19 protein-coding genes, 3 tRNA genes and 4 rRNA genes are annotated in these 26185 nt (G+C 39.7%); 11 read left to right on the plus strand and 15 right to left on the minus strand.

Translation table 11 applies throughout. From position 1 onward, the window contains the following. Nucleotides 1–192: 192 nt before the first annotated feature. Nucleotides 193–1566 (minus strand): hypothetical protein, encoded by a 1374-nt coding sequence (locus KYH19_RS22370; protein WP_219076854.1) that lies wholly within the window; start codon nt 1564–1566, stop codon nt 193–195. Nucleotides 1567–1626: 60 nt separating this feature from the next. After that, on the minus strand, nt 1627–2325 hold the full coding sequence (locus KYH19_RS22375; protein WP_219076855.1) for a ComF family protein: 699 nt from the start codon (nt 2323–2325) through the stop codon (nt 1627–1629). 988 nt (nt 2326–3313) lie between these two features. Between KYH19_RS22375 and KYH19_RS22380 the strand changes: the two genes are divergently transcribed. The 6 genes from KYH19_RS22380 to rrf (KYH19_RS22405) all read left to right on the plus strand — a co-directional run bounded on the left by KYH19_RS22380 (nt 3314) and on the right by rrf (KYH19_RS22405) (nt 9087). Beyond that, a 16S ribosomal RNA gene (locus tag KYH19_RS22380) occupies nt 3314–4835 on the plus strand. Between the two features lie 249 nt (nt 4836–5084). After that, nucleotides 5085–5159: transfer RNA gene (locus KYH19_RS22385), tRNA-Ile, on the plus strand. A gap of 18 nt (nt 5160–5177) precedes the next feature. After that, a tRNA-Ala gene (locus tag KYH19_RS22390) sits at nt 5178–5254 on the plus strand. A gap of 431 nt (nt 5255–5685) precedes the next feature. Then, a 23S ribosomal RNA gene (locus KYH19_RS22395) occupies nt 5686–8560 on the plus strand. A gap of 128 nt (nt 8561–8688) precedes the next feature. Next, nucleotides 8689–8800, plus strand: a 5S ribosomal RNA gene (gene rrf, locus KYH19_RS22400). A gap of 175 nt (nt 8801–8975) precedes the next feature. Continuing rightward, a 5S ribosomal RNA gene (gene rrf / locus KYH19_RS22405) occupies nt 8976–9087 on the plus strand. Together the 16S, 23S and 5S rRNA genes with 2 tRNA genes alongside form the textbook arrangement of a ribosomal RNA operon. 456 nt (nt 9088–9543) lie before the next feature. On the opposite strand, the gene rlmN is transcribed toward rrf (KYH19_RS22405), so the two are convergent. From rlmN to KYH19_RS22430, 5 genes are all read right to left on the minus strand, one after another. Next, a complete protein-coding gene (gene rlmN / locus KYH19_RS22410; RefSeq protein WP_219076856.1) occupies nt 9544–10599 on the minus strand; it encodes a 23S rRNA (adenine(2503)-C(2))-methyltransferase RlmN in 1056 nt (351 codons plus the stop codon). A 90-nt stretch (nt 10600–10689) separates the two neighbouring features. Next, a complete protein-coding gene (gene rluF / locus KYH19_RS22415; protein ID WP_219076857.1) occupies nt 10690–11664 on the minus strand; it encodes a 23S rRNA pseudouridine(2604) synthase RluF in 975 nt (324 codons plus the stop codon). Nucleotides 11665–11691: 27 nt separating this feature from the next. Then, nucleotides 11692–12213, minus strand: coding sequence for an NADPH-dependent FMN reductase (locus KYH19_RS22420; protein ID WP_219076858.1), 522 nt, complete (start codon nt 12211–12213; stop codon nt 11692–11694). A 118-nt stretch (nt 12214–12331) separates the two neighbouring features. After that, nucleotides 12332–12868, minus strand: coding sequence for a DinB family protein (locus KYH19_RS22425; RefSeq protein ID WP_255562496.1), 537 nt, complete (start codon nt 12866–12868; stop codon nt 12332–12334). 226 nt (nt 12869–13094) lie between these two features. Further along, nucleotides 13095–13694: a YafY family protein gene (locus KYH19_RS22430; RefSeq protein ID WP_255562497.1), complete on the minus strand. Its 600-nt coding sequence runs from the start codon at nt 13692–13694 to the stop codon at nt 13095–13097. A 230-nt stretch (nt 13695–13924) separates the two neighbouring features. On the opposite strand from KYH19_RS22430, the gene KYH19_RS22435 reads away from it, so the two are divergent. Then, nucleotides 13925–16402 carry an ATP-binding protein gene (locus tag KYH19_RS22435; RefSeq protein ID WP_219076859.1) on the plus strand — a complete coding sequence of 826 codons (2478 nt, stop codon included), beginning with the start codon at nt 13925–13927 and terminating at the stop codon, nt 16400–16402. Here the strand turns inward: KYH19_RS22435 and KYH19_RS22440 are convergent, their stop codons facing one another. The 5 genes from KYH19_RS22440 to KYH19_RS22460 all read right to left on the minus strand — a co-directional run bounded on the left by KYH19_RS22440 (nt 16403) and on the right by KYH19_RS22460 (nt 19296). Continuing rightward, on the minus strand, nt 16403–17734 hold the full coding sequence (locus tag KYH19_RS22440; RefSeq protein WP_219076860.1) for a sigma-54 dependent transcriptional regulator: 1332 nt from the start codon (nt 17732–17734) through the stop codon (nt 16403–16405). It lies immediately after the preceding gene. 69 nt (nt 17735–17803) lie between these two features. Beyond that, nucleotides 17804–18118, minus strand: coding sequence for a hypothetical protein (locus KYH19_RS22445; protein ID WP_057931901.1), 315 nt, complete (start codon nt 18116–18118; stop codon nt 17804–17806). Nucleotides 18119–18194: 76 nt separating this feature from the next. After that, complete coding sequence (locus tag KYH19_RS22450) at nt 18195–18509, minus strand: hypothetical protein (RefSeq protein WP_219076861.1); 315 nt, start codon at nt 18507–18509, stop codon at nt 18195–18197. Between the two features lie 79 nt (nt 18510–18588). Further along, entirely contained in the window at nt 18589–18900 is a 312-nt protein-coding gene (locus KYH19_RS22455) for a hypothetical protein (RefSeq protein WP_219076862.1), read from the minus strand. Nucleotides 18901–18981: 81 nt separating this feature from the next. Next, the gene (locus KYH19_RS22460; protein WP_121287367.1) at nt 18982–19296 is read right to left on the minus strand and encodes a hypothetical protein; all 315 of its coding nucleotides are present in this window, start codon (nt 19294–19296) and stop codon (nt 18982–18984) included. Nucleotides 19297–19683: 387 nt separating this feature from the next. On the opposite strand from KYH19_RS22460, the gene KYH19_RS22465 reads away from it, so the two are divergent. The 4 genes from KYH19_RS22465 to KYH19_RS22480 all read left to right on the plus strand — a co-directional run bounded on the left by KYH19_RS22465 (nt 19684) and on the right by KYH19_RS22480 (nt 23188). Then, nucleotides 19684–19756: transfer RNA gene (locus tag KYH19_RS22465), tRNA-Thr, on the plus strand. A gap of 123 nt (nt 19757–19879) precedes the next feature. Then, nucleotides 19880–21046, plus strand: a complete 1167-nt coding sequence (locus tag KYH19_RS22470) for an amidohydrolase family protein (protein WP_219076863.1) — start codon at nt 19880–19882, stop codon at nt 21044–21046. Between the two features lie 144 nt (nt 21047–21190). Then, nucleotides 21191–22162: a D-2-hydroxyacid dehydrogenase family protein gene (locus KYH19_RS22475; protein ID WP_219076864.1), complete on the plus strand. Its 972-nt coding sequence runs from the start codon at nt 21191–21193 to the stop codon at nt 22160–22162. A 69-nt stretch (nt 22163–22231) separates the two neighbouring features. Then, nucleotides 22232–23188, plus strand: coding sequence for a nitronate monooxygenase family protein (locus KYH19_RS22480; protein ID WP_219076865.1), 957 nt, complete (start codon nt 22232–22234; stop codon nt 23186–23188). An 83-nt stretch (nt 23189–23271) separates the two neighbouring features. Here KYH19_RS22480 and KYH19_RS22485 read toward each other — a convergent pair whose 3' ends face one another. From KYH19_RS22485 to KYH19_RS22495, 3 genes are all read right to left on the minus strand, one after another. Then, on the minus strand, nt 23272–24426 hold the full coding sequence (locus KYH19_RS22485) for an acyltransferase family protein (RefSeq protein WP_219076866.1): 1155 nt from the start codon (nt 24424–24426) through the stop codon (nt 23272–23274). Nucleotides 24427–24536: 110 nt separating this feature from the next. Continuing rightward, nucleotides 24537–25457, minus strand: a complete 921-nt coding sequence (locus KYH19_RS22490; RefSeq protein ID WP_219076867.1) for a LytTR family DNA-binding domain-containing protein — start codon at nt 25455–25457, stop codon at nt 24537–24539. Between the two features lie 316 nt (nt 25458–25773). After that, the gene (locus KYH19_RS22495) at nt 25774–26139 is read right to left on the minus strand and encodes a hypothetical protein (protein WP_219076868.1); all 366 of its coding nucleotides are present in this window, start codon (nt 26137–26139) and stop codon (nt 25774–25776) included. Nucleotides 26140–26185 lie beyond the last annotated feature (46 nt).

Genomic DNA, 26185 nt, shown 5'->3' on the forward strand with positions numbered 1-26185 from the left:
ATAATTGTCAGGGATAGAGGCGACAGGCAAAAATGACCTGAAAGAATGGAGTGGTAATCTTAAAATCTTATTAAAAAGTAAAGGGCCGATATTCTTTAGAAGAAATATCGACCCTTACCATCTAAATTAACGCTCTCATATGTATAAACGAGATTTCCAGACGATTTGTTTTTGAAAAACTAAAAAAAGTTGTTATTTTTCGTAACTACCTAAGGTTGAGGGAGAAATTCTTGTATTGCCTTTTATGTCTTTATTAAGATAACCGGTAAAATAAGGATCGGTATTCAAATCAGCGCCTTTTTTTCTGGCTAAGCTGTTTGCCGAGAGCTCAAAATTTTCCATTTCCTGGTTAATGAATAATGGATCAATATTTAAAATATTGCCGTTAATGTTATAAGTGCTGTTGGTACATCGGATTAAATTACTCCAAAAATTGAGTTGCACCATTGCAGAACTTTTCTTTTGGATATCGAGTTCATTAGTTAAACTTCCCCAAATGATGTTGTTAGTTAAATCGATTTGAAGTTTATTGTAAGCATTTACGGATAAATAATCTGAAAAGCTCAATGAGGCAGTTTTACGCGGAAAATTTATGTTGTAACCAATAAAGGTATTCTGTTTCAAATTATAATTCCCTCCCCCAACTCCATATATCAAATAATTACCGCAGTTATACATCACATTATTAAACGCGAGTAGTTCTGAGTGGTAGCCAATATAAGCTGCCACCTGCATGTTTTTGATAATGCTATTGCTTAAAATTAATTTGGGATTATTGTTAACAGATAAAGAATCGGAGGTAATGCCAACAGATGCATTTTTAATGATCGCATTTTTAATCAGTCCATATCCGGTGCGTTTTAAGAAAATTCCTTTCCATTGCCCGGGCTCATCGCTATAAATTCGTTCAAGCCTATCGCTACAAAATAGTACAGGCTCAGTAAAGTCGCCATTAACGATCAGATTTCCTTCTATGTTTAAATTGGCATCCTTATGGAAATAAATTTTAGTTCCAGGCTGGATGGTTAATGAAGCGCCACTCTTAACGGTTAATGATCCATTGATAATATAGGGTAGAGCTTTTGTCCAGATGGTATTCACATTAACTGTAGATTCATTAATAAATACAGCATTTTGTCCATAAGCTATAAGCTGAATTACCTGTTTATTCCCATTTGTATTTAATAGAATAGAATCTTGAACCAGAAAGGGTAGATTAGTTGAATTTGGATTGATCGAAACCTTGACAAAAAGATTTATAGAATCCTGGCCGTTTATGATGAGATCATTTTTACGCTGCGTTTGCTCTCCATTAATATTGATGCTGAAAGCTGAAGTATTCCCACCTGATAATCTGATTTCGGATACTTTAACCGCATCATTATTTTTATTTACAATTTTTATTCTTCTGGTTGTTGAGCCCACCGAAGTAAAAATGGTATCAAATAATAGTTCTTTATCAGAGATATTGAGTTTAGCATTTGGATCTGTGGTAATACGCTCTCCTTTCCGGCAAGCTAAACCAAAGAATGAAATTAAAAGCACTAAACCAATATTTAAACGCATAAATCAAACTTAGAAAAATGTTTGGCTACTTGCAATAGCACTTAAACCGTATAGTGGTAATTATTCTGCGAAGGCAAGTGCTGCTATGCTCACTTTTATTGCTCCTATAGCCAAGAGTGAATTGGCGCAGGCCTCAAGCGTTGCCCCAGTGGTAATTACATCGTCAACCAGTAGAATATGTTTGCCGATGATATCTTCAGGAGAATTTACCTTAAACACATCTCTCATGTTTTCGTAACGGTTATACCTGCTTTTTTTAGTTTGGCTCTCGGTAGCATTATTCCGGATCAGGTGATCTTCGCTAATGCCGATCCCCATCTGCGCCGCAATTCCTTCTGCAATAAAGGTACTTTGGTTATATCCCCTGCTCTTATATTTTTTGCGATGTAAAGGAACTGGAATAACCAGATCAATATCCTGGTAAAGCGTTGCGGTTTTTAACCTTTCTCCCAGCATATTGCCTAATAACACACCAACATCTGTTCTGCCGTTATATTTTAAGTTGTGTATTAAGTTTTGAACTTTCGCTCCTTTTCTAAAATATAACATGGCCATTGCAGCGTTAAGTGGTAAGCGGCCCCATAGCTGCTTGGCAACCCTATTATCAGCATATTGATGATAGTCGGTAAAAGGGAGGTCGTATAAGCATTTTAAACAAATCAGGTTTTCATGGCGAAGCAAAGCAGTGCCGCATGCATTGCATAAATTTGGAAATAGTAGTCCAAATAAATCAGAAGTCCATTGTTTAACCAGAAGCATCTAACTAATTTATAAAATATTTACGAGGAATACTATGTTTTTAAGGCTAGGGTGAAATATAGTTAAATGGTTTTTTTTCAGCAAAGCAGTTGTTGTGCTATTATATAAGTGCGTTCCCGCTTTCCGTTTATAGTGCCGGCGTGAAGCCGGCAGCTACCACTTCAATCGGGTTTAGGTGGCGGAGGGCAGGGGTAACTTACGAAGTTTCTAATGGCAGGGTGCAGGGAAATCGTAAGTTTTTAGGTCAAACCTCGCAGGTTTTTAAAACCTGCGAGGTTTATAAGGAGGTGTAAACACCCGATTTACCAAAAAGTTTTGTCTGAGGAAAAACTTTTTCCTGCTGAAAACCATCAACTTAGGTCAAAACCTGTGTTATTCCATAAAAAACCTTTGGCGTTGTACATAATTTTCCTACTTTTGCATCCCGCTTCGGAGGAAGAGGTTAATAAAATGAAAAGGTGGTATAGAGATACAGAGAGCAGTATTTATTTTAAAATAAATATTGCGCAAGAGAAAAAGATTGCTACCTTTGCAGCCCGGTTCGGAAGAACGGGGAGCCAGTTAAACCTGGCATATTGAAATAAGGGTAAAGAGAAAAAGAAGGCTGAAAAAATAAAATTTATTTTATTTGGAAGTTTAAAAAAGTTCCTTACCTTTGCACTCCCAACCGAAAGGAAGCGGGAAAATCGGAACGGCGGATGTTGGGAAGATAGAAAAAAAAGATTGAAACAGACGTAAACACGTTTAAGACTAACAAGACTTGAACGAACTGAAGTTTGAAGATATATAAGTGATCGGCCGTGAGGTTTACCAGATCAGAAAGTTCTTAAAAGAGATGTCAATGTAGCGTAGCGAGGTAATGGAGTACTGATCAAAGTACATGATTACGTAGCTTTATTTTAAAGGTGGTGTCTAACAGACAACATAACAAAAAAGAAGACTATTTTTAACAATAGTTAAAACTGGTCAGCATCTTACAACACATTTTACAATGGAGAGTTTGATCCTGGCTCAGGATGAACGCTAGCGGCAGGCCTAATACATGCAAGTCGAACGATATTTTCCAGCTTGCTGGAAGAAAAAGTGGCGCACGGGTGCGTAACGCGTATGCAACCTACCTTAATCTGGGGGATAGCCCGGAGAAATCCGGATTAACACCGCATAAAAACACAGGATAGCATTATCCAATGTTCAAATATTTATAGGATTGAGATGGGCATGCGTGTCATTAGCTAGTTGGCGGGGTAACGGCCCACCAAGGCGACGATGACTAGGGGATCTGAGAGGATGACCCCCCACACTGGTACTGAGACACGGACCAGACTCCTACGGGAGGCAGCAGTAAGGAATATTGGTCAATGGAGGCAACTCTGAACCAGCCATGCCGCGTGCAGGAAGACTGCCCTATGGGTTGTAAACTGCTTTTATCCGGGAATAAACCTCTTTACGTGTAGAGAGCTGAATGTACCGGAAGAATAAGGATCGGCTAACTCCGTGCCAGCAGCCGCGGTAATACGGAGGATCCAAGCGTTATCCGGATTTATTGGGTTTAAAGGGTGCGTAGGCGGCCTGTTAAGTCAGGGGTGAAAGACGGTAGCTCAACTATCGCAGTGCCCTTGATACTGATGGGCTTGAATGGACTAGAGGTAGGCGGAATGAGACAAGTAGCGGTGAAATGCATAGATATGTCTCAGAACACCGATTGCGAAGGCAGCTTACTATGGTCTTATTGACGCTGAGGCACGAAAGCGTGGGGATCAAACAGGATTAGATACCCTGGTAGTCCACGCCCTAAACGATGAACACTCGCTGTTGGCGATACACAGTCAGCGGCTAAGCGAAAGCGTTAAGTGTTCCACCTGGGGAGTACGGTCGCAAGATTGAAACTCAAAGGAATTGACGGGGGCCCGCACAAGCGGAGGAGCATGTGGTTTAATTCGATGATACGCGAGGAACCTTACCCGGGCTTGAAAGTTAGTGAATGATTTAGAGATAGATCAGTCCGCAAGGACACGAAACTAGGTGCTGCATGGCTGTCGTCAGCTCGTGCCGTGAGGTGTTGGGTTAAGTCCCGCAACGAGCGCAACCCCTATGTTTAGTTGCCAGCACGTTATGGTGGGGACTCTAAACAGACTGCCTGTGCAAACAGAGAGGAAGGAGGGGACGACGTCAAGTCATCATGGCCCTTACGTCCGGGGCTACACACGTGCTACAATGGATGGTACAGAGGGCAGCTACATAGCAATATGATGCGAATCTCACAAAGCCATTCACAGTTCGGATTGGGGTCTGCAACTCGACCCCATGAAGTTGGATTCGCTAGTAATCGCGTATCAGCAATGACGCGGTGAATACGTTCCCGGGCCTTGTACACACCGCCCGTCAAGCCATGGAAGTTGGGGGTACCTAAAGTATGTAACCGCAAGGAGCGTCCTAGGGTAAAACCGATAACTGGGGCTAAGTCGTAACAAGGTAGCCGTACCGGAAGGTGCGGCTGGAATACCTCCTTTCTGGAGTAGACTCACCTACTCGCCACGCAACATGATATTTCGATAAGGTAGAAGGTAATAAGGTAGAAGGCTTAAGGTCTTGATACTTGATACCATATACTTTATACTAAAAAGAGAAAAAAGAAACACCCAGAAGAAAACGGTGGGCTACTATAAAGGTAAGCTTAACGGAGACAAGAAGGGGAAGCCAAAGGAAGCAGTAGCGGTAAGATACTATATACTGCAAACAATGCTTACCTGGAATTAAGAAGTCCCGTAGCTCAGCCTGGTTAGAGCACTACACTGATAATGTAGGGGTCTCCAGTTCAAATCTGGACGGGACTACACATTTAAAATCCTTTTGGGGGATTAGCTCAGCTGGCTAGAGCGCCTGCCTTGCACGCAGGAGGTCAACGGTTCGACTCCGTTATTCTCCACCATTAAGGTTGAGGGTTGAAAGGTGTAGGGTAAAACCTATAGCTGAAACAAACCACAACAGAATACACACCTTATTATCGGGATAGATAATATACATTGACATAAAGATTAAGAAAGAAGAAACGCCATGGGGCACATATATAGATATAATGATATCGAAATATGAAACGGTTCGAGACCGCAGTTTTTACTAATAAGGAATAAGCTATAGGCTTAGGTTAGGGCACATTAAACCCTACACCTTTATACCCTCAGCCTTATACCTTAATAAAGTTCTTTGACATATTGGAAGAAGTTAAAAAAGAAGAGCAAACAACAATAGGCGACTGTTGTGTTTGTGCTCACCAACCCAAGAGGCAACTCGAAGGAAGGTATGAGACATCATAACAAGAGCAAAAAAGCATACCATATGGCGCAAAAGGCATATGAGTAGAAGAAAGTAATAAAGAGTACACGGGGGATGCCTTGGCTCTCAGAGGCGATGAAGGACGTGATAAGCTGCGATAAGCTTCGGGTATTTGCAAATAGGAATTAATCCGAAGATTTCCGAATGGGGCAACCCGGCATGTTGAAGACATGTCACATATAATGAGCAAACCTGCCGAACTGAAACATCTAAGTAAGCAGAGGAAGAGAAAATAACAATGATTTCCTAAGTAGTGGCGAGCGAAAGGGAAAGAGCCCAAACCTACTTTGTTACGGCAAAGTGGGGGTTGTAGGACTGCAACGTGGCATTAGCAAACAGAAGTGGAATGGGATGGGAAGCCCAGCGATACACGGTGATAGCCCGGTACACGTATAGAATGCTAGCCTAGCAGTATCCTGAGTACCGCGAGGTCGGAGACGCCTTGTGGGAATCTGCCGGCACCATCCGGTAAGGCTAAATACTCCTGAGAGACCGATAGTGAACCAGTACCGTGAGGGAAAGGTGAAAAGAACCCCGAACAGGGGAGTGAAATAGAACCTGAAACCGTGTACTTACAAGCGGTCGGAGCGTCCAGGTGGCGTGACGGCGTGCCTTTTGCATAATGAGCCTACGAGTTACTCTTCTCTGGCAAGGTTAAGTGCTTCAGGCACGGATCCGAAGCGAAAGCGAGTCTGAATAGGGCGTATAGTCAGAGGAGGTAGACGCGAAACCTTGTGATCTACCCATGGACAGGTTGAAGGTGCGGTAACACGTACTGGAGGACCGAACCGATAAACGTTGAAAAGTTTCCGGATGATCTGTGGGTAGGGGTGAAAGGCTAATCAAACTGGGAAATAGCTCGTACTCCCCGAAATGTTTTTAGGAACAGCGTCGACGTTGAGTTATATAGAGGTAGAGCTACTGATTGGGTGCGGGGGAGTCAAATCCTACCAAATCCAGACAAACTCCGAATGCTATATAATATAGTCGGCAGTGAGGCGCGGGGTGCTAAGGTCACGCGCCGAGAGGGAAAGAACCCAGACCATCAGCTAAGGTCCCCAAGTTACAGTTAAGTTGAACTAACGAGGTCCGATTGCACAGACAGCTAGGATGTTGGCTTGGAAGCAGCCATTCATTTAAAGAGTGCGTAACAGCTCACTAGTCGAGCGATCGGGCATGGATAATAAACGGGCATTAAATTGTACACCGAAGCTATGGGATTGAAATATATCGGTAGGGGAGCATTCTATCGGCAGCGAAGGTATCTGGTAATGGGTGCTGGAGCTTATAGAAAAGCAAATGTAGGCATAAGTAACGATAAGGCGGGCGAGAAACCCGCCCACCGAAAGGATAAGGTTTCCTGATCAACGCTAATCGGATCAGGGTTAGTCGGGACCTAAGGAGAACCCGAAGGGGAAATTCGATGGACAACGGGTTAATATTCCCGTACTTTTTATAACTGCGATGTGGGGACGGAGTAGTGACACTGCCGCGATCTGACGGAATAGATCGTTAAAGACAGTAGGTATTAGAACGGTAGGCAAATCCGCCGATCTAGCTGAAAGTCGATAGTACCAAGAGGCTTCGGCTAATTGGATAGCGCAGGTAATCAGACTTCCAAGAAAAACCGCTAAGCTTCAGGTTATAAAAACCCGTACCGCAAACCGACACAGGTATCCGGGAAGAGGATTCTAAGGTGCTCGAGTGAATCATGGCTAAGGAACTCGGCAAAATGGCCCTGTAACTTCGGGAGAAGGGGCGCTGGCAGCAATGTCAGCCGCAGTGAAAAGGCCCAGGCGACTGTTTAACAAAAACACATGGCTTTGCAAAATCGAAAGATGAAGTATAAGGCCTGACACCTGCCCGGTGCTGGAAGGTTAAGAGGGGATGTCATCGTAAGAGAAGCATTGAATCGAAGCCCCAGTAAACGGCGGCCGTAACTATAACGGTCCTAAGGTAGCGAAATTCCTTGTCGGGTAAGTTCCGACCTGCACGAATGGTGTAACGATCTGGGCGCTGTCTCAGCCATGAGCTCGGTGAAATTGTGGTCCCGGTGAAGACGCCGGGTACCCGCAACGGGACGGAAAGACCCCATGCACCTTCACTACAATTTAACATTGACATTGGATACAGGATGTGTAGGATAGGTGGGAGGCTTTGAAGCGGCGTCGCTAGGCGTCGTGGAGCCAACGTTGAAATACCACCCTTTCTGTATTCGGTGTCTAATCCCTCTAAGAGGGAGACATTGTTTGATGGGTAGTTTGACTGGGGTGGTCGCCTCCAAAAAGGTAACGGAGGCTTTCAAAGGTAAGCTCAGTACGCTTGGTAACCGTACGCGGAGTGCAATAGCATAAGCTTGCTTGACTGTGAGACAGACAAGTCGATCAGGGTCGAAAGACGGATATAGTGATCCGGTGGTTCTGCATGGAAGGGCCATCGCTCAAAGGATAAAAGGTACGCTGGGGATAACAGGCTGATCTCCCCCAAGAGCTCATATCGACGGGGAGGTTTGGCACCTCGATGTCGGCTCGTCACATCCTGGGGCTGGAGAAGGTCCCAAGGGTTCGGCTGTTCGCCGATTAAAGTGGCACGCGAGCTGGGTTCAGAACGTCGCGAGACAGTTCGGTCCCTATCTGTTGTGGGCGTAGGAATTTTGAGTGGGGCTGACCTTAGTACGAGAGGACCGGGTTGGACTAGCCTCTAGTGAATCTGTTGTTCCGCCAGGGGCATTGCAGAGTAGCTACGCTGGGAATAGATAAGCGCTGAAAGCATCTAAGTGCGAAACTAGCCACGAGATGAGAATTCCATATAGGACCGTAGAAGACTACTACGTTGATAGGCTATAGATGTAAAGCTGGCGACAGCACAGTCGAGTAGTACTAATCATCCGAAGCTTTCAAAGCAAACAGACTGTTGTTTGTTCTTCAAACTAACTTCTTTCAATACTGTTTAAGGTTTAAGGCGAAAGGCTTAAGGTTTAGGGATTCCCCTCCACCTTTATACCCTCTACCTTCTACCTCAATAAAATATTCAGGTGCCTATATCGGTGGTGTCCACCTCTTCCCATTCCGAACAGAGCAGTTAAGCCCACCAGAGCCGATGGTACTGCGGTAACACGTGGGAGAGTAGGTCGGTGCCAGATCTTAAAAAGAAACCCTTTAGCAGAAATGTTAAAGGGTTTTCTTGTTATATACAAGGCCTTGTGTTTAAGGCCAGCGAAATTGAAATACTGAAAGGCTAAAAGCTGAAAGAGCAAAGACCAAAGGTGGATTACGCTTTAGTCTTTAAGCTTCTTCTTTAGTCTTAAATAAAAATATTCAGGTGCCTATATCGGTGGTGTCCACCTCTTCCCATTCCGAACAGAGCAGTTAAGCCCACCAGAGCCGATGGTACTGCGGTAACACGTGGGAGAGTAGGTCGGTGCCAGATCTTAAAAAGAAACCCCTCAACAGAAATGTTGGAGGGGTTTCTTGTTTTAATGGCTTTGTGAAGTATATTATTTAAAACTGTTAAAGCATTAAATGGGATTATGCAAAGGTTCTTTTCTTAATGTCCTTAATCCCTTAATGGTAAAGGGGCCATAAATTTTTCTCACCATTAAGGCGTTAAGCAAAGTTAAGGGTTTGCTCCCGCAGATCACGCTGATCTCCGCAGAGGCCATTCCATCATCCATTTTACATCTTACCTGTTTTCCTTCTTCTGTGCCAGCTTAAATAGCCCTGATGGGAGCGGTATCCCTTTTGGGAAAAGATGATTGATCGTTTATGTTAGAATGGTTTCCCAAAAGGATTGAGCGTACAGCAGGACCGAACGCAACCTAAATGCAGAGTAAACTGCGCTCCAAAAAATGAAAGAGATTGTATTAAGAATATTGTAGTAGATGGCTTAAGCGTTCGCTTCTTCCTTAACGGCCAATTGCCCACAAGCGGCATCAATATCTTTACCACGGCTACGGCGGATATTGGTATTAATCCCTTGGCTTTTTAAGTAATTAGAAAAAGCATCGATCTTGTCGCCTTCTGCATTGGTGAAATCGGCGAAAGAAATGGGGTTGTATTCGATCAGATTTACCTTGCAGGGAATATGTTTACAGAATTTAGCTAAATCCATTGCATCAGAGATTTCATCGTTAAAGTGATTAAAAACAATGTATTCGTAAGTTACCGGATTTTTCGTTTTAGCGAAATAGTATTTAAGCGCATCTGCCAATGCTTTTAATGAGTTGGCTTCATTAATGGGCATAATCTCATTACGCTTTTTATCATCAGCTGCATGTAGGGATAATGCAAGATTAAATTTTGCACCATCATCACCGAGTTTCTTGATCATTTTAGCAATACCGGCAGTAGAAACCGTAATGCGCTTATAGCTCATGTTTAAGCCATCAGGAGCAGTAATACGCTCAATAGACTTCAATACATTTGCATAATTTAATAGCGGCTCTCCCATGCCCATATACACAATATTGGTAAGGGGATTGTTATAATTCTGCTTGGCTTGTTTATCAATCAATACTACCTGGTCATAAATCTCATCAGCATTTAAATTACGCTTACGGTCCATATAGCCGGTTGCACAGAACTTACAGGTTAAACTGCAGCCCACCTGAGAGCTCACACAAGCAGTCATGCGATCTTCCAGGGGAATTAAAACGCCCTCTACAATATTACCATCTGCTAACCTGAACGTATTTTTAATGGTATGGTCGTTACTGAACTGAGAGTTGTTAACCTGAACAGCATTAATGGCAAAAGAATCGTCCAAAGCCTGACGAAGATCTTTAGAAAGATTACTCATTTGCTCGAAACTTGTAGCCGATTTTTCCCAAAGCCATTGATATATCTGCTTGGCCCTGAATGCAGGCTGTTGCATTGCTACAAGATGTTGTTGCAATTGAGGTAGATCTAATGCACGGATATCGGTTTTTTTTGCTGTTACCATTTGTTGCAAAGGTACTTAAAAAAGCTGTAAGGCAGAAAGGTAGAAGGTTGAGGGTGCCTGCAAGATGCCAAATTTTACAATTAATTAGCTTTATCTTCCTCTGCCTCTTGAGTTTGGCTTGCTTGCAGGCTTGCCTTTTGCTGGTCTCGAATTTCTATTTGTGCTATTACTTTTGCCAGTAGGTTTTGATCCTGAGTGACCTGTCGGTTTTTTGCCTGAAGATTTTTGACCTGAAGATTTCGGTTTGAATGCTTTTTGGGGCTGTTCTTCTCTAAGTTCATGGATTTCCTCCCAGGCATTGGTTTTTTTCTTGCTGGCGCTCTTTGTTTTGGGTTTAGCTTCAGAAGACGAATGTTCGACACTTTTGGTAATCGCTTTCATCTCTTCTTCGGTAAGTTCCCTAAATTCTCCCGTTGGGATACCTTTAAGGCTAATATTCATGATGCGTGTTCGCTCAAGTTTGGTTACTTCATAACCAAAATGCTCACACATTCTTCTAATTTGCCTGTTTAAACCTTGAATTAATATGATATTGAAAACAAAGGTACTGATCTGACGTACTTTGCATTTACGGGTATTTACACCTAAAATTGGAACACCGTTACTCATTTCGAAAATAAAATCTTCGGTAACTGGTTTATTAACGGTAACCAAGTATTCTTTTTCGTGTTTATTCCCTGCCCTTAAAATTTTGTTAACAATATCTCCATTGTTAGTGAGGAAAATCAGACCTGAGGAGTCTTTATCCAACCGGCCAATTGGAAAGATCCTTTCACTGTGGTTCACATAATCAACAATATTATCACGTACGCTGCCTTCTGTAGTACTGGTAATCCCTACAGGCTTGTTAAAGGCCAATAGGATGAAATTACTTTCTTCTTTTGGTTCGATATTATGGCCGTTTACCATCACTTTATCGCCTACAAAAACCTGGTCGCCAACTTTAGCCCTTTTTCCATTGATGAAAACTGTACCCTTTTCGATATAACGGTCTGCTTCACGGCGTGAACATAATCCACTTTCACTGATGAATTTATTTAAACGGGTTGCAGAGTTATTGTTCATACTGCAATTTTACGGAAATAAATCGTGTTATCCATTCTTCATGCTGGCAACAAATGAATCGATTGTGCTTTTAAGTGCGGTTAAAGTCTCCTTGTCGATAATCGATCCTTCATCATTGATTTTCGCTTTAGCAAATGAAATAAGCTGGGGCGATACCCTCGCTTCAATTACGGTTAAAATATCGATGATGGATTGATAGGCTTTCTCGCCCTGAGTTGAAGCAACAAGTGCTAAAACAGGTTTCCCCGAAAATGATGCTGAGCTTACCGTCCAATCGAGGAGGTTTTTTAATGAGCCTGGTAAGCCCATTGCGTATTCTGGTGTAGAGATAATGATTCCATCTGCCTGTTTGATGGTTGAGCGAAGTGCCTCTACAGCCTGTGGTGGATTTTCTTGGTCTAAATCAGGATTGAAATGTGGAATAGACGCGATGGATGAAAAATTTATTACCTCAAACTCTTTATTTAAAAGTCTTGAGATCGCAGTGATGTAAAATGCATTGGTTGATGCTGCTTTAGTGCTTCCGGAGATTGCAAATATTTTTTTCATTGTTAAAAGTAGCAAAGCACATATTGAAAATCAAGGTAGTGTGGTAATCGCGAAGTCATTTCAAAACAGGCTATCGAAACGCAGCAGGTTTCGATAGCTTATTCTGAATAATTAAAAACTAAAAATTTTGGTCATCCGCACTTGGGCCGTAACTGCCTGGGATAGGAATATCAAGTAATCTTAAATAAACACCCAGCTGTGCCCTGTGGTGAGTGGTTTGGCTAAGTGAATGGCGGATGGTTTCATATTTCGAATAATCTGCTAAAATCTGTTTGCCCATACTCAATACCCAGCGGCCATTTAAATCTTGTTCCGTTGCTTTTTCTAATTCTGCTTTTCCCAGCGCATAATTTTTCTCCAGGATTTTAACCAGATCATCCGCATTTTCTACAGGTTGTTCTACATAAGGTGCTATTTCAAAATCCAGTCCCTCAGTAGTTAAAGCCATTGAAACCCAGCTCGGCAAATCAGCAATATGAACGGCAAGCGATTTCATTTTCATACTTTTTTCGTGCGGTGCCCAGTCAAATTTTTCTACCGGTACAATAGCCAGGAATTTTTTTGTCGTATTAAATTCATCTGCTAATTCTTTCAATAATAATTTAATAATGTCCATATTTTTCAGGTTTGTTTTTTCTATTGTGTGTAATTCCATAAGTAATAGGTTAGCGATGCTCATGATTTTTGGTGTTTGTTTACACAAAGAAAATATGGGCTGCTGACAACCCTATGGCAGTGTGAAAAAAATAATTTTATATGAGGTCATCATTTCGAGCGGAGTCGAGAAATCTATTGAGCATAGATCTTTCCATTTTGGAATTGCAATAGTCGCTGCGCTTCAGTCGAGATGACGAGGATTTTAATTGAATTGAAACGGGGGCTTAATAATTTACAGGAAGCAGATGCATGTAATCGCTCAGCGGCATGTGCTGCATTTTTTTGAAAGGAATGCCCATGTTTTTAAGGCAGATTATCCGGGTAAGATTAAAATCACGATATTCATTCCGGTAATGGCACCAGGCAATTAAATGCCAGCTAAAAGCATAGAAAATTAATCCGATTGGTTCTACCTCTCTTTTGCTCAACTCTTCTTTATTGTTTTTATAATCAAGCTCGATCAAGTGTTTTTCTGCAATAGCGTGTTGAATAAGCGACAGGTACTCGAAGTTAAAATTCAGCCTTTTCGGAATCTGCAATTTAATATGCTGATTTAAGGTTTCGAGTTTTTCTTTCTGACCCGTTTTTAATACTGCCTTTACTTTGGTCAAAGCTGAAGAATAATGCATGCGAATAGAATTGTCAGCAAATCCATTCACTAAACTTTCAACCAGCAGCAGGGCATTGGCTTCGTCCATATTAAAAGAAACAGGTGGCAGAAAATAGCCTTGCACCAGGTAATAACCCTTATGCTGCTCAAAACTTACCGGTATCCCTTGTTCGCCCAATGCTTTAATATCACGATAAACTGTACGTATGCTCATGTTAAATCTTTCTGCAATTTTTTCTGCGGTAATGTATTTTCTAGATTGAAAGCAGGGTTAAAATTCCGAAAAGTCGGTCAATACGATTCATAGTTTGTTTTTTGAGGTGATTAAAATTAAAGTTTTTTAATCAATTTTTCTTGTGGTACGTTATTTGTAAAAGATAAATAGATACCAATTCTAAACGATAAACCGTTATTATAATGGTTTAAGGTAATAATCTGAATTAAATGGCGGCTGTTATTCAAAAGCGTTTCTTCCGGGCAATAAAAAGTAAAGTAATTATAGGTTTTCTGTTCGCCTGTTTTGCGCTGTTATTGGCATGGGGTATCAGCAAGTTTGCTTTTACCAGGATGCTGAATACCGTGGAAGAAATTTCGGCGCCGAACGACCGTTTAAGAATTGTTAATGACCTTTCGCATAAGATAGCCAGGTTGGATCAATTGCAACGTGATGAAGCTTTTAATAAACAGGGCACCTATAGTTTTTTAAAGGAATCACGTAAATTAAGATCAAGTTTAGATACGCTGCGTAAATTATATCGTGGAGACTCTGCGCAATTGTCGAGGATAAAATCGATCAAAAATTTACTTTCCGATCGCGATAAACAATTTGTGAACTACCTTAAAGTAAGGGAAACACTGGTAAACACCAAATCTTTCTCTGACGAGGTTCAGAAGCTGAATGAGCTGGTGGCTACACGTAGCAGGCAAACGGATAGCGCAGTATTAACTACCGAAACGACTACATCAACTACTACGGTTGCACCTGAAGAAGAACAAAAATCGAGGGGTTTCCTGAGCAAACTTTTTGGGAAAAAGAAATCAGATGTTTATAAAATCATTAACGAAGAATTTAAGGTTAAGCGTGATACTTTAAATGCAAAGGCCGAAGACAGCATCATGAAAAGCATGACGGGGTCGCTAAGGAATATCGAACTGGAACAGCGTCAGAAAAGCCAGAAATTTTTAAAACGGGAGGCTGACTTATCAAGTGCGAGTAACGCCTTAACGGCTAAAATGCTACAGATTTTAAGAGAGGTTGAGGGTGAAGCGGTAGCGCAGGTAGATTTGAATGGTATACAGGCTAAAGAAGTGGTTAACGATGGAATTACACAGATCACTACCATTATCATTATCTTTTTTCTGTTAACGGTTATTCTGCTGTATTTAATTTTAGCAGATATCACCAAAAGCAACAGGTATAGAAAGGCTTTGGAGCTGGCTAAAGATGAAGCAGAATACCATGGTAAAGCGAAGCAGCGGTTCCTTTCAAACATGAGCCATGAGATCAGAACCCCACTGCAGTCTATTTTAGGCTACGCCGAACTGATTACCCAGCAGGATGTGCCCAATAAAAAAGATGTAGATGCCATTTATCAGTCTTCCATCCATTTACTTCAGATTGTTAACGAGGTATTAGATTATAACCGGATTATTTCTGGAGAGTTTAGCTTCAATAATCAGGTATTTAATATCAAAAAAGCCTTAGATGAAGTAGTTTCGGTAATGCGGCCACTAGCGGAACAGAAATCACTTCAGTTAAATACAGCACTTGATCTTGCCGATTTGGAGTTTGTAAAGGGGGATGCCTTTAGACTAAAGCAGATTTTATTTAACTTATTGGGTAACGCTGTAAAATTTACCCTTAAAGGTGAAATTAAACTTGCTGTATCTTACAAAAAACAAGGTGAGGATCTGCATTTTCATTTTAACATAAAGGATACCGGAATAGGGTTTGATGAAAAAGATATTCCTAAAATATTTAATGAATTTGAGCAGATAGAATCTCCTGAGAAATATATTATTAACCCGGCCGGTACAGGTTTGGGCCTGCCTATTGTTAAATCTTTGATTGAAACTCAGGGAGGAAGAATTTATGTGAAAAGTAAACCGGGCATTGGTACCACATTTAATATTTATATGAAATATGAAAATACCAATGAGCGTGTAAATGATGCATTAGATTTAGAGCATTATGCAATTGTAAACCCGGGAACTGTTTGGGTAATTGATGATGATAAACTGATTCTCGATTTATGTGGAATGATTTTTCAGAAAAACAAAATCCCTTATACAAGTTTTACCCAGGTAGCAAATATTTTAAATGCAGAACCCGACCCAGATTTAAAGTATGTTTTGGTTGATATGCGGATGCCTGAAATGACAGGTTTCGAATTGTGCCATTTATTAAAAAAGAAACTTCCGCAAAATATTAAATTCTATGCCATTACTGCACAGGTTTTGCCCGAAGAGCGTGAGATGGTTTTGAGTGAGGGTTTTGATGGCCTGATTATGAAACCGTTCAGGGCAGTCGATATCCTATCTATATTTGATAAAACAGAAGTATTAACAGAGCAACCCGAATTTGATTTTTCTTCCATAGAAAAAATGACTTTTGGCGATCAGGAGATGCTGGAAAAAATCTTAAACCGCTTTAAGCAGGATTCGATCGATGATGCTGCTGAACTCAAAAAACACCTGGATGAAAATGACCAGGATAAAAGCAGGTTATTGGTTCATCGCCTTGCAGGGCGTACGGCACAGATGGGATCGAAAACATTGGCCAATGCCTTTAGAGTTTTAGAAATAGAAATAGCCGAAAAAGGGTTAACGGAGAATGCCAAATCTGAAGTGCTGTTGCAGATCGGAAAACTGAATAATTTAATTGCCTTTATGGAAAAAATAGACTACGCTAATGCAGGGTAACTACTCTATCCCGTAGCGTTCCATTTTGGCATAGAGTGTTTTACGATCAATGTTTAAGATTTTAGCAGCTTTTGATTTGTTATGTCTCACTTTGATTAACGTTTCCGTAATCAACGCTTTTTCATTCTGTTCGTTAACTGCTTTCAGATCGGATGAATTGCCAGGAGCTGATTGCTGATGAACAGAAATCATCATTTCATCAGGTAATGCACTAATCTGGGCAATATCGCCCGGGCTTAATAAAACCATTCGTTTAATCACATTGCTGAGTTCGCGCAGGTTTCCCGGCCAATCGTAATTCAATAATAATGCTTTTGCTTCAGCAGATACACTTTGAACATTCCGGTCTAAATCACGGTTTGATAACTGTATAAAGTGATTGATAAAAAGTTCTAAATCTCCACCCCTTTCTCTCAATGGAGGAAGCTGAATTTTGAATTCATTTAAACGATGATATAAATCTTCTCTAAATTCCCCCTGTTGCATGCTGTTGGCCAAATCATCATTGGTAGCTGTGATGATGCGAACATTAACTGGAATCTGTTTGGTACTGCCTAAAGGCTGGATTATCCTTTCCTGTAAAGCCCTAAGCAATTTAATCTGCACTTCGTAACTCAGGTTACCCACTTCATCCAGAAACAACGTTCCTCCGTTGGCCGCTTCAAACTGACCTTTTTTATCATTTAAGGCACCGGTAAAAGCACCCTTAACATGTCCGAACAATTCGCTGGCGGCTAAATCTTTTGATAAAGCACCACAATCTATTGCCACAAAAGGTTTATCAGCACGTTTGCTTTGCTGGTGCAGGGTTCTGGCGGCAAATTCTTTCCCTGTGCCGCTTTCACCCTGTATAATTACCGACATGTCTGTAGGAGCTACCAAATTAATGTGTTCATACAGTTTATCTGCAATTGCACTTTTCCCTTTTATAAAATCGCTGTTTATTTCTTTTGGTTCAACACTTTTTAAATCCTTTTTAGTTAAAGAATTTTTGATCACCATTAATAACTCATCTGGATTAACTGGCTTGGTAATGTAATCAAACGCACCCAATTGAATAGATTTTACTGCTGTGCGGACATCATTAAAACTGGTCATGATGATTACGGGAATGGAAAGGCCCAGATCACGAAGATGAGTAAGCACTTCAAATCCGGTTCCGTCTGGCAGGCGGTAATCGATTAAAAGTAAATCGAATGTATTGGTTTCAACTTGCTTAAATGATTGCTTTACTTTGGTTACAAGGGTAATTTCGTGACCGTTTTTGGTTAAAAAACCATCAAGTAATTGAGCAAATGTGGTATCGTCTTCTAAAATCAGGATTCTCGCCATGTAACAAAAATAAGAAAAGCCGGACATAATCCGGCTTTCTTATCATAGGTAGATGTAATTATTTGGGTTTTATTGTACGGGCTTACCGTCTTTATCAATTTTAACAGAACCAGTTTCTGCTTCTTTTTTAACATTGATTAAGTAATATTCCTTTGTTCCTTCTTTAACAGACCAGGCTTCTGTAGCGGTCCATCCTTTGTACGCATCAGACTTTAATGCGGTTGTAACTGGGGCTGGAAGTTCTTCCAATTTAACCGGAGTTTTCACTGCACTGTCTTGAACTGCAACAATTGCAGCATTTTTAATTGTATTTACTTCACTTGCCTGTACTGCTGAGAATCCTGCAAAAGCTAAGAACGCAGCTGATAAAATTAATTTTTTCATGGTATATATTTTTAGTGATGCGCAACCCGAGGGCTGCGCTTATATTGATTATGCCTTATGGCGTATTTATTTTAAATTATTGAACTGGCTTACCGTCTTTATCAAATTTAAGTGAACCTGTTTCTGTTTCTTTTTTAACATTTACTAAATAATACTCTTTAGTACCTTCTTTAACTGTGAAAGCTTCAGTTGCTGTCCAACCTTTGTAGGTGTCAGATTTTAATGCTGTTGTAATCGGTTCAGGAAGCTCTTCCAATTTAATTGGCGTTTTTACTGCACTATCTTGAACTGCAACAATTGCAGCGTTTTTAATTGTATTTACTTCACTTGCCTGTACTGCTGAGAATCCTGCAAAAGCTAAGAACGCAGCTGATAAAATTAATTTTTTCATGGTATATATATTTTTAGTAATGCGCAACCCGAAGGCTGCGCTTATATTGATTATGCCTGTATGGCGTATTTATTTCTGATTATTGAACTGGTTTACCGTCTTTATCAAATTTAAGTGAACCTGTTTCTGTTTCTTTTTTAACATTTACTAAATAATACTCTTTAGTACCTTCTTTAACAGAGAAAGCTTCAGTTGCTGTCCAACCTTTGTAGGTGTCAGATTTTAATGCTGTTGTAATCGGCTCAGGAAGTTCTTCCAATTTAACTGGCGTTTTCACTGCACTATCTTGAACTGCAACAATTGCAGCATTTTTGATTGGATTTACTTCGTTTGCTTGTACTGCTGTGAATCCTGCGAATGCTAAAGTAGCGGCTAAAATGATCTTTTTCATGATGTTATGTTTTAAATATGATTGGTAACTTTCGTTACTGTTTAAATACTTGTTAATTATGTAGCGTTAATTTTGTATTGATTATTGAACTGGTTTACCGTCTTTATCGATTTTTACCGAACCGGTTTCAGTTTCTTTTTTTACGTTAATTAAATAATACTCTTTAGTACCTTCTTTAACCGACCAAGCTTCTGTAGCGGTCCAGCCTTTGTAGGCATCAGATTTTAATGCGGTTGTTACTGGCTCAGGAAGTTCTTCCAATTTAACCGGAGTTTTCACTGCGCTATCTTGAACTGCAACAATTGCATTAGTTTTAAAATCGTTTACTTCACTTGCTTTTACTGTTGAGAATCCTGCTAATGCTAATACTGTAGCTGCTAAAACGAACTTTTTCATAGTATATATTTTAAAATTTAATTTGTGTAACAATACTTGCTAATGTTTCATAATGATGCCAAATGGATATTTTTATTTAAATAATTGATTTACAGTATATTGATTTTGTGCCAAAGTTTTAATGTTGTGGAGTTTGTCCACACTTTGTGGTGAATGACTACAGGTTTTGCGGCCATTTGTTATTACTTGGTAGTGTGCCGTTGTTCTTTTGCTGTCAGTTGTTCTCATCTGACAGATTTTAAAAGTCCTTTTGAGTGGAATTTCAAACTATTGCAACTCAAGAGGTCTTTTACCTATCAGATGGTAACATCTGACAGCACGTCGGAAAAAAATAAATTTCAGTTTTTAAAAATGAAGATTTTTTTCTATCATTGAAGCCCGATTAAAGCCTCCTTAGCTCAGCTGGTAGAGCAACTGACTTGTAATCAGTAGGTCATTGGTTCGATTCCGATAGGAGGCTCTTTTTCTTTCTCACATTTCTAATTTCTTTAGAATAGTAATTTTCAAAAATGATTTTATTGTCAAAATGGGAGAGCTATAGAAAAATATTTTATTTGCTCCTGTTATTCCGCTAATTTGCGATATGTTAAAATATTTTTCAGCTGATTTAATCTTTCCTGTTTCCTCTCCACCAATCAAAAACGGAGTGGTAGTTGTAAATTCAGATGGCGAAATTGAAGAAGTGTTAACCAGAGAACATGTCGAAAACCTTGATTTGGATATCATAAAGTATAAAGGGGCAATCGTTCCAGGCTTTATTAATACCCATTGCCATTTAGAACTATCGCATATGTTAGGGCAAATTCCAGAACAAACAGGTTTGGTAGAATTTGTACAACATATTATTAAAAGCAGGCAGGGCAATATAGAAGAGATTAAAGCGGCAATGTATGCAGCCGACCAGGAAATGTTCGAAAATGGGATTGTAGCCGTTGGCGATATTTCCAATCAAATTTCATCTAAAGAAGTAAAAGAGAAGAGTAAGATCCATTACCACACCTTTATAGAGGCCATGGGGTATAATCCCGATAGGGCCGTTGCCATAATGGATGATATGAAGAGAATTAAACAGGATTTTAAACCTCTAAAAACATCTATTGTTCCTCATGCACCTTATTCAGTATCTTCAGAGTTGTTTAAATTGATTAAAGAGGAAGCCGAAAAGGATAATACCTTTATTAGTGTTCACAATCAGGAAACTGACAACGAAAATGCTTTTTTCGAAAATAAAACAGGTGGTTTTTTAGATCTCTATGAATTTTTAGGACTGGACATCACTTTCTTCGAGCCAACTCATAAAACGTCATTACAGAGTTGGCTACCTTATATTAATGCGCAAAAGACATTGTTGGTGCATAACACGGTTTCGAGTAAAGCAGATATTGCCTTTGCAAAAGAACGTAACAATAATTTATATTGGTGCCTTTGCCCTCAGGCCAATTTGTATATCGAAAATGCTTTACCTGATGTTGATCTGTTAATGGATGAAAACGTAAAGATCACCTTGGGAACAGATAGTTTGGCCAGCAACCATCAACTTAATATGCTATCTGAAATGCTCACCTTGCAGACATGTAAACAGGTTTCTTTTGAAAAACTGTTGAGTTGGGCAACTATAAACGGAGCCGAATTTTTGGAGGTTGATCAACAAATTGGTACAATAGAAGTTGGTAAAAAGCCAGGATTGAATTTAATCCAACTGTCAGCTGATTATGTAATCGAAAGTGACTTGGTCAAGAAATTGATTTAATTGCGTTTAATTCTACTTATTTTAAGTTGATTTAAAATATATTATTAGGCTGAAAAGCTGGGTATACTATTACACTTGTCTCAACTGACTATTATCAAGGAACCTTTTTCAATAATTAAATAACTAATCTAATACACAAAGAATATGAAAATAGCCATATTGGATGATTATCAGGATGTAGTTAGAAACTTGTCTTGTTTTAATTTATTACAGCAGCAGGAAGTTATCATTTTTAATGAAACCGAGAAAGATCCCGATGTCCTGGCAGAAAAAATAAAAGACATTGAAGCATTGGTTTTGATCAGGGAGCGGACAGCCATTACTGATGACTTACTTTCTAAATTACCCAAACTGAAGCTAATTAGTCAGACAGGGAAAATTTCCAATCATTTAGATTTAAATGCCTGCTCTAAATATAATGTAGCAGTTGCCGAAGGGGTTGGTTCTCCAATTGCCCCTGCCGAATTAACATGGATTTTGTTAATGAATGTTTTAAGGCAAATTCCCAATGCCATTGAGGGAATGAAAAAAGGTAATTGGCAGGAGAATATCGGCGAAAGTGTAAATGGAAAAATCATCGGGATTTGGGGTTACGGAAAAATTGGTAAAATCATTGCTGGTTATGCAAAAGCTTTCGGTGCAAAGGTTTTGGTGTGGGGTCGTGAGCAATCCATATTGAACGCAATAAACGATGGTTTTGAGGCTGCAGAAAGCAAAACCTGTTTTTTTAAAACGGCCGATGTGATTACACTTCACCTACGTTTAAATAAAGAAACCACTGGGATTGTAAAACTGGATGACTTAAATTTAATGAAAACTTCGTCAGTGCTGATTAATACTTCGCGTGCAGAACTTATTGAAAAAGGAAGCCTTATTAAAGCTTTAAAAGCGGGCAGGCCAGGATTTGCAGGTTTAGATGTTTATGAAAGCGAACCTATTAATGATAGCGGTTTTGAGCTCCTTAATCTACCGAATGTGGTTTGTACACCTCACCTTGGCTATGTAGAAAAAAACAGTTACGAATTGTATTTTGGCAAAGCATTCGAAAATATCATCAACTATATCAGCGGAAAGCCTACAAATATTGCCAACCCCGAGATATTAGATAAAATATAAATGCGATTTATACCTCCTCTTCACTACGTACCATGGCGCAGTTTTTCATCACGCTAAACAAAATTCCTCATGAACCCAATCTGTAAACTATTCAATATTAAATACCCGATTATTCAGGCCGGAATGGTTTGGTGCAGTGGCTGGAGACTGGCTTCAGCGGTTTCTAATGCAGGTGGACTGGGCATTATTGGAGCAGGTTCAATGTATCCTGAAGTCTTAAGATCGCATATTCAAAAATGCAAATTGGCAACTCACCAGCCATTTGGTGTCAATATTCCATTGCTCTATCCTAATGTTCAGGAAATTATAGATGTGGTAATTGAAGAGAAGGTAAAAATTGTATTTTCTTCTGCCGGTAACCCTGCAACATGGACCAGTTTTTTAAAAGAAAAGGGTATTACTGTGGTTCACGTAATTGCGAATACAAAATTTGCCATAAAAGCGCAGGAAGCTGGTGTTGATGCGATTGTTGCTGAAGGCTTTGAGGCAGGTGGGCATAATGGGAGGGAAGAAACTACCACTATGTGTTTAATCCCGATAATTAAAGCACTCGTTAATATTCCGGTCATCGCAGCTGGTGGTATCGGGAGTGGTAAAGCCATGTTAGCTGCTTTTGCTTTAGGTGCTGATGCTGTTCAAATCGGTTCAGCTTTTGCGGTGGCGGAAGAATCGTCTGCACACCCAGCTTTTAAAAATAAAATTATTGCTGCTAATGAGGGCGATACGAAACTAGCGATGAAAAAACTGGTGCCGGTAAGATTACTGAAGAATGAATTTGCCGATGCTATTGCCAATGCTGAAGCGGATGGAGCAAGCCGGAATGAACTGGCTGATCTTTTGGGCCATGCCAGGGCCAAACTGGGAATGTTTGAGGGAGATATGGAAAATGGTGAACTTGAAATCGGTCAGGTTTCGGCAATGCTCAAAGAAATCAAGCCTGCAAGCGTTATCCTTGAAGAAATATGGGAGGAATTCAAAGTAAAAATAGCCGAGCTAGTACAACTGCAAAATAAATTGGATATTTAAATCAACATCGTATTTTGCAATTACAAGGCTTATATCACACATCTAAGCTATTTTCAAATGCCTCTCTGTTTCCAGCCTGGTGATCAGATAATCCTTTTTACACCAGGAATCATCAGCATAATTGAGCCTAATAAAAAGCTTCCCATTACTATAAATGGGGACAGAACTAAAAATTTGATTGCCGGATCTACCAACCAGTATTTAAACGTAAGTGAAACTCCTGTAATTACCAATGGATGGAAAATATAAGTCGAAAAGGCACATCTGGATAGTTTACTCAATAATGGCGATGATTGATTCCACGAATTTTTGCCCAAGCTCAATAACGCTGTCAGAATCGAAAATCCTATGCATTGTTCCCAAACAGCATACAATAGCGATTGCCAGTGAAAGCCGCCTGAATACCAGGCAATGGGCATGTCTAGCTTAGTCCTGATCAGAAAGAACAAGGGAAAAAACATTAAACCTAACCATGCCACTCGCTTGAGGCTTTTACCAACTTTTAAAGATAAGCCATCAAACCATTGATTCTTATAAGCCAATAAACCGATAATAAACATCACGATATATTGTGGAAAGTGACCCAACTGAAATCCAAATGGTTTAAACACCCAACCAACCGGAAATACGATTCTAACCAAAAAGGTGAGAACCCCCAGGAAAACAGCAAAAAGTAAAATGCTGCCAGTACCGGGTGCTGGCATAGATTTTTTAAATTTAATAACAATCAGGTTTTTCGCGCCAACATAAAGTAATGTAAATAGCAATAGGGCTGCAACAAACCATAGTACGCCAAAATCAACCCAGCTGTGGTACCCTGAAAGATATTGCAGATAGGTAATGTGATTATCCTGTGCGAAATAATAAACTAGGTAACCCAATAATGGCGACAGCACAAAAGAATAAAACAACAATGGGATCCCCAGCCTTAAGATGCGGTCTCCTAAAAATTGCCAGCTGCCTTTTCTATCATAAGATGGTGCTGTAAAGTATCCCGCCAGTAGGAAAAAAAAGCCCATAAAAAACGATTGGTTTAAGCTTACAAAAATTGTTGATGGTACAATGGCAGCCATTTGGGTTGTTTTTTCGGTATAGTACCATCCACCCGGAGCGCAATACACAATAATAGTATGGTGTAATACGACCAACGTTGTTAAAAGTATCTTAAGGTTATCGATATAAAATAGTTTGCTGGCTTTATCTGGAGCAATTTGCTGAAGTAAAATTTTTGATGACATAACTGATGCGTTTCTTTAATGATCAGGCTTGGTTAACCCTTACTTAACGCAAACATACAATGGGAAAGGTATAGTTTATTGTAGATGTTGCCAGCAACAAACCTTTGTGATCAATAACTAGGCCTGGTACTTTGGGTAAGAAGGAGTTCTTGATGGAGGGCATTAAATGCAACAAGCTGTGACCTTGAAACGGGTACCTGATCAACCGTATGATCAAAGGAAAGCATATAGCCCTGAGAGTTTCCTGTTACATTTTTTATATAATGCATGTTTACCAGGAAGGTTCTGTGGCAGCGGAAGAAATTACGATTTGCTAAAAGCTGTGATTCAAATTGTGTCAGGGAAATTCTTTTTAGCGCTATATTTAGTTTGTTATTATTGCAGGTTGTTATTTCGATGTAATTCCCGTCTGCTTTAGCAAAAAGTAAATTGTTTAGATCTAAACTGAAATCGTCTTGCCTGACCTGGGTTTTGATGTAAATTAAGGTACTGGTCGTGTTATTTTCTAATTGAGGAGGTAGCGGTGTAAACTGGAAAATTAAGGAAGAATCATTTTTTGATTCAAAATAGAATATCGCCATCCTCATAAAAAAATACAAAAGTATACCGGCTACAAAACAGTTTCTCACCTCTTCCCATAAATAACGCCATGTCCAATTATTTGGATTTAAGTAAATCAGATCACGGATCAGGAAACTACATATCCCTGTGAAAAGAAGTAAAATGCCCATATGTGTGTATTCCCATATCAAAGACCAGCTTTTATTTTCGGAATCCTTTGCCCGTAAATAATTAACTGTAGTAAAGTAAAAATACAGGATCATTGAAGGTAATAATGCATGGGAACAGCATATGATGATATAGTTAACTCTCTGTTGTGATGCATTTACTTCAAAAGGCTTCAGAAGGATCAAAAATCCGAAGATAATACCAAAAATAACTGACACAGTTTTAAAAAGATTTTTCCCGCTGTAGCGATCTGGATAATCAATTTCCTTAAATAAATGCTTTCGGTTGATATAAATCTTCATGGTCAAAGTCCGTTTTCAGATTCATCAAATTTATAGAATTTTATGTAAGGTGGATTTGAGAAGGGGGTAAAAGCTTCAATTGGTGAAGGGCTTCATTTCTTAAATAATGGATAATTGATATGGGAATTGGCATACTAGGCTCGAAATGTTTTTTTGTACAAAGTGATTTTGTGAAATACACTGATTGTGTGAATAAGGCCAAGTCGAAAAATAGGCAATTGTAAGCTTAGATCTTATGGCAAATAGTTGATTGGTATTGTTGTTATTTAATTTAAATGAGATATGCGATAACAACCGCTTGCTTTACCTTTCAAAATTAGCGGTATTGGACTTTTTCGAGCAAAGAAACAGTATGAGAGAGATTTTGGATCATTTTATCTTTAAGTTCGATGGTTTTATTCTTCTCACTTAGCAGGCTTTTAAGCCTTTTGATCTCTTCAACTGATGCTTGTGTTTCCTTTTTACTGAGTTCGGAAAATAATTTACCCTTTTCGTAATAGCTGAAAAAATTGTAGCCTAATATTTCACTCACATTGGCCAGCAAGGAAACGTCTAATGTAGAACTATTGATGATTTCCTGTGCTTTGGTTTTGCTAATGGCCATCTTTTCTGCAAAGATGGAAACAGGAATCTCTTTGGTTTTCATTTCCTTCCAGATCATCAATCCTATATGTACACTCATTATTGTCTCCGTTTTAAAATTCAAATTACCTAAATGTTAGCCTATT

Source organism: Pedobacter sp. D749, from assembly GCF_019317285.1.
Lineage (GTDB): Bacteria > Bacteroidota > Bacteroidia > Sphingobacteriales > Sphingobacteriaceae > Pedobacter.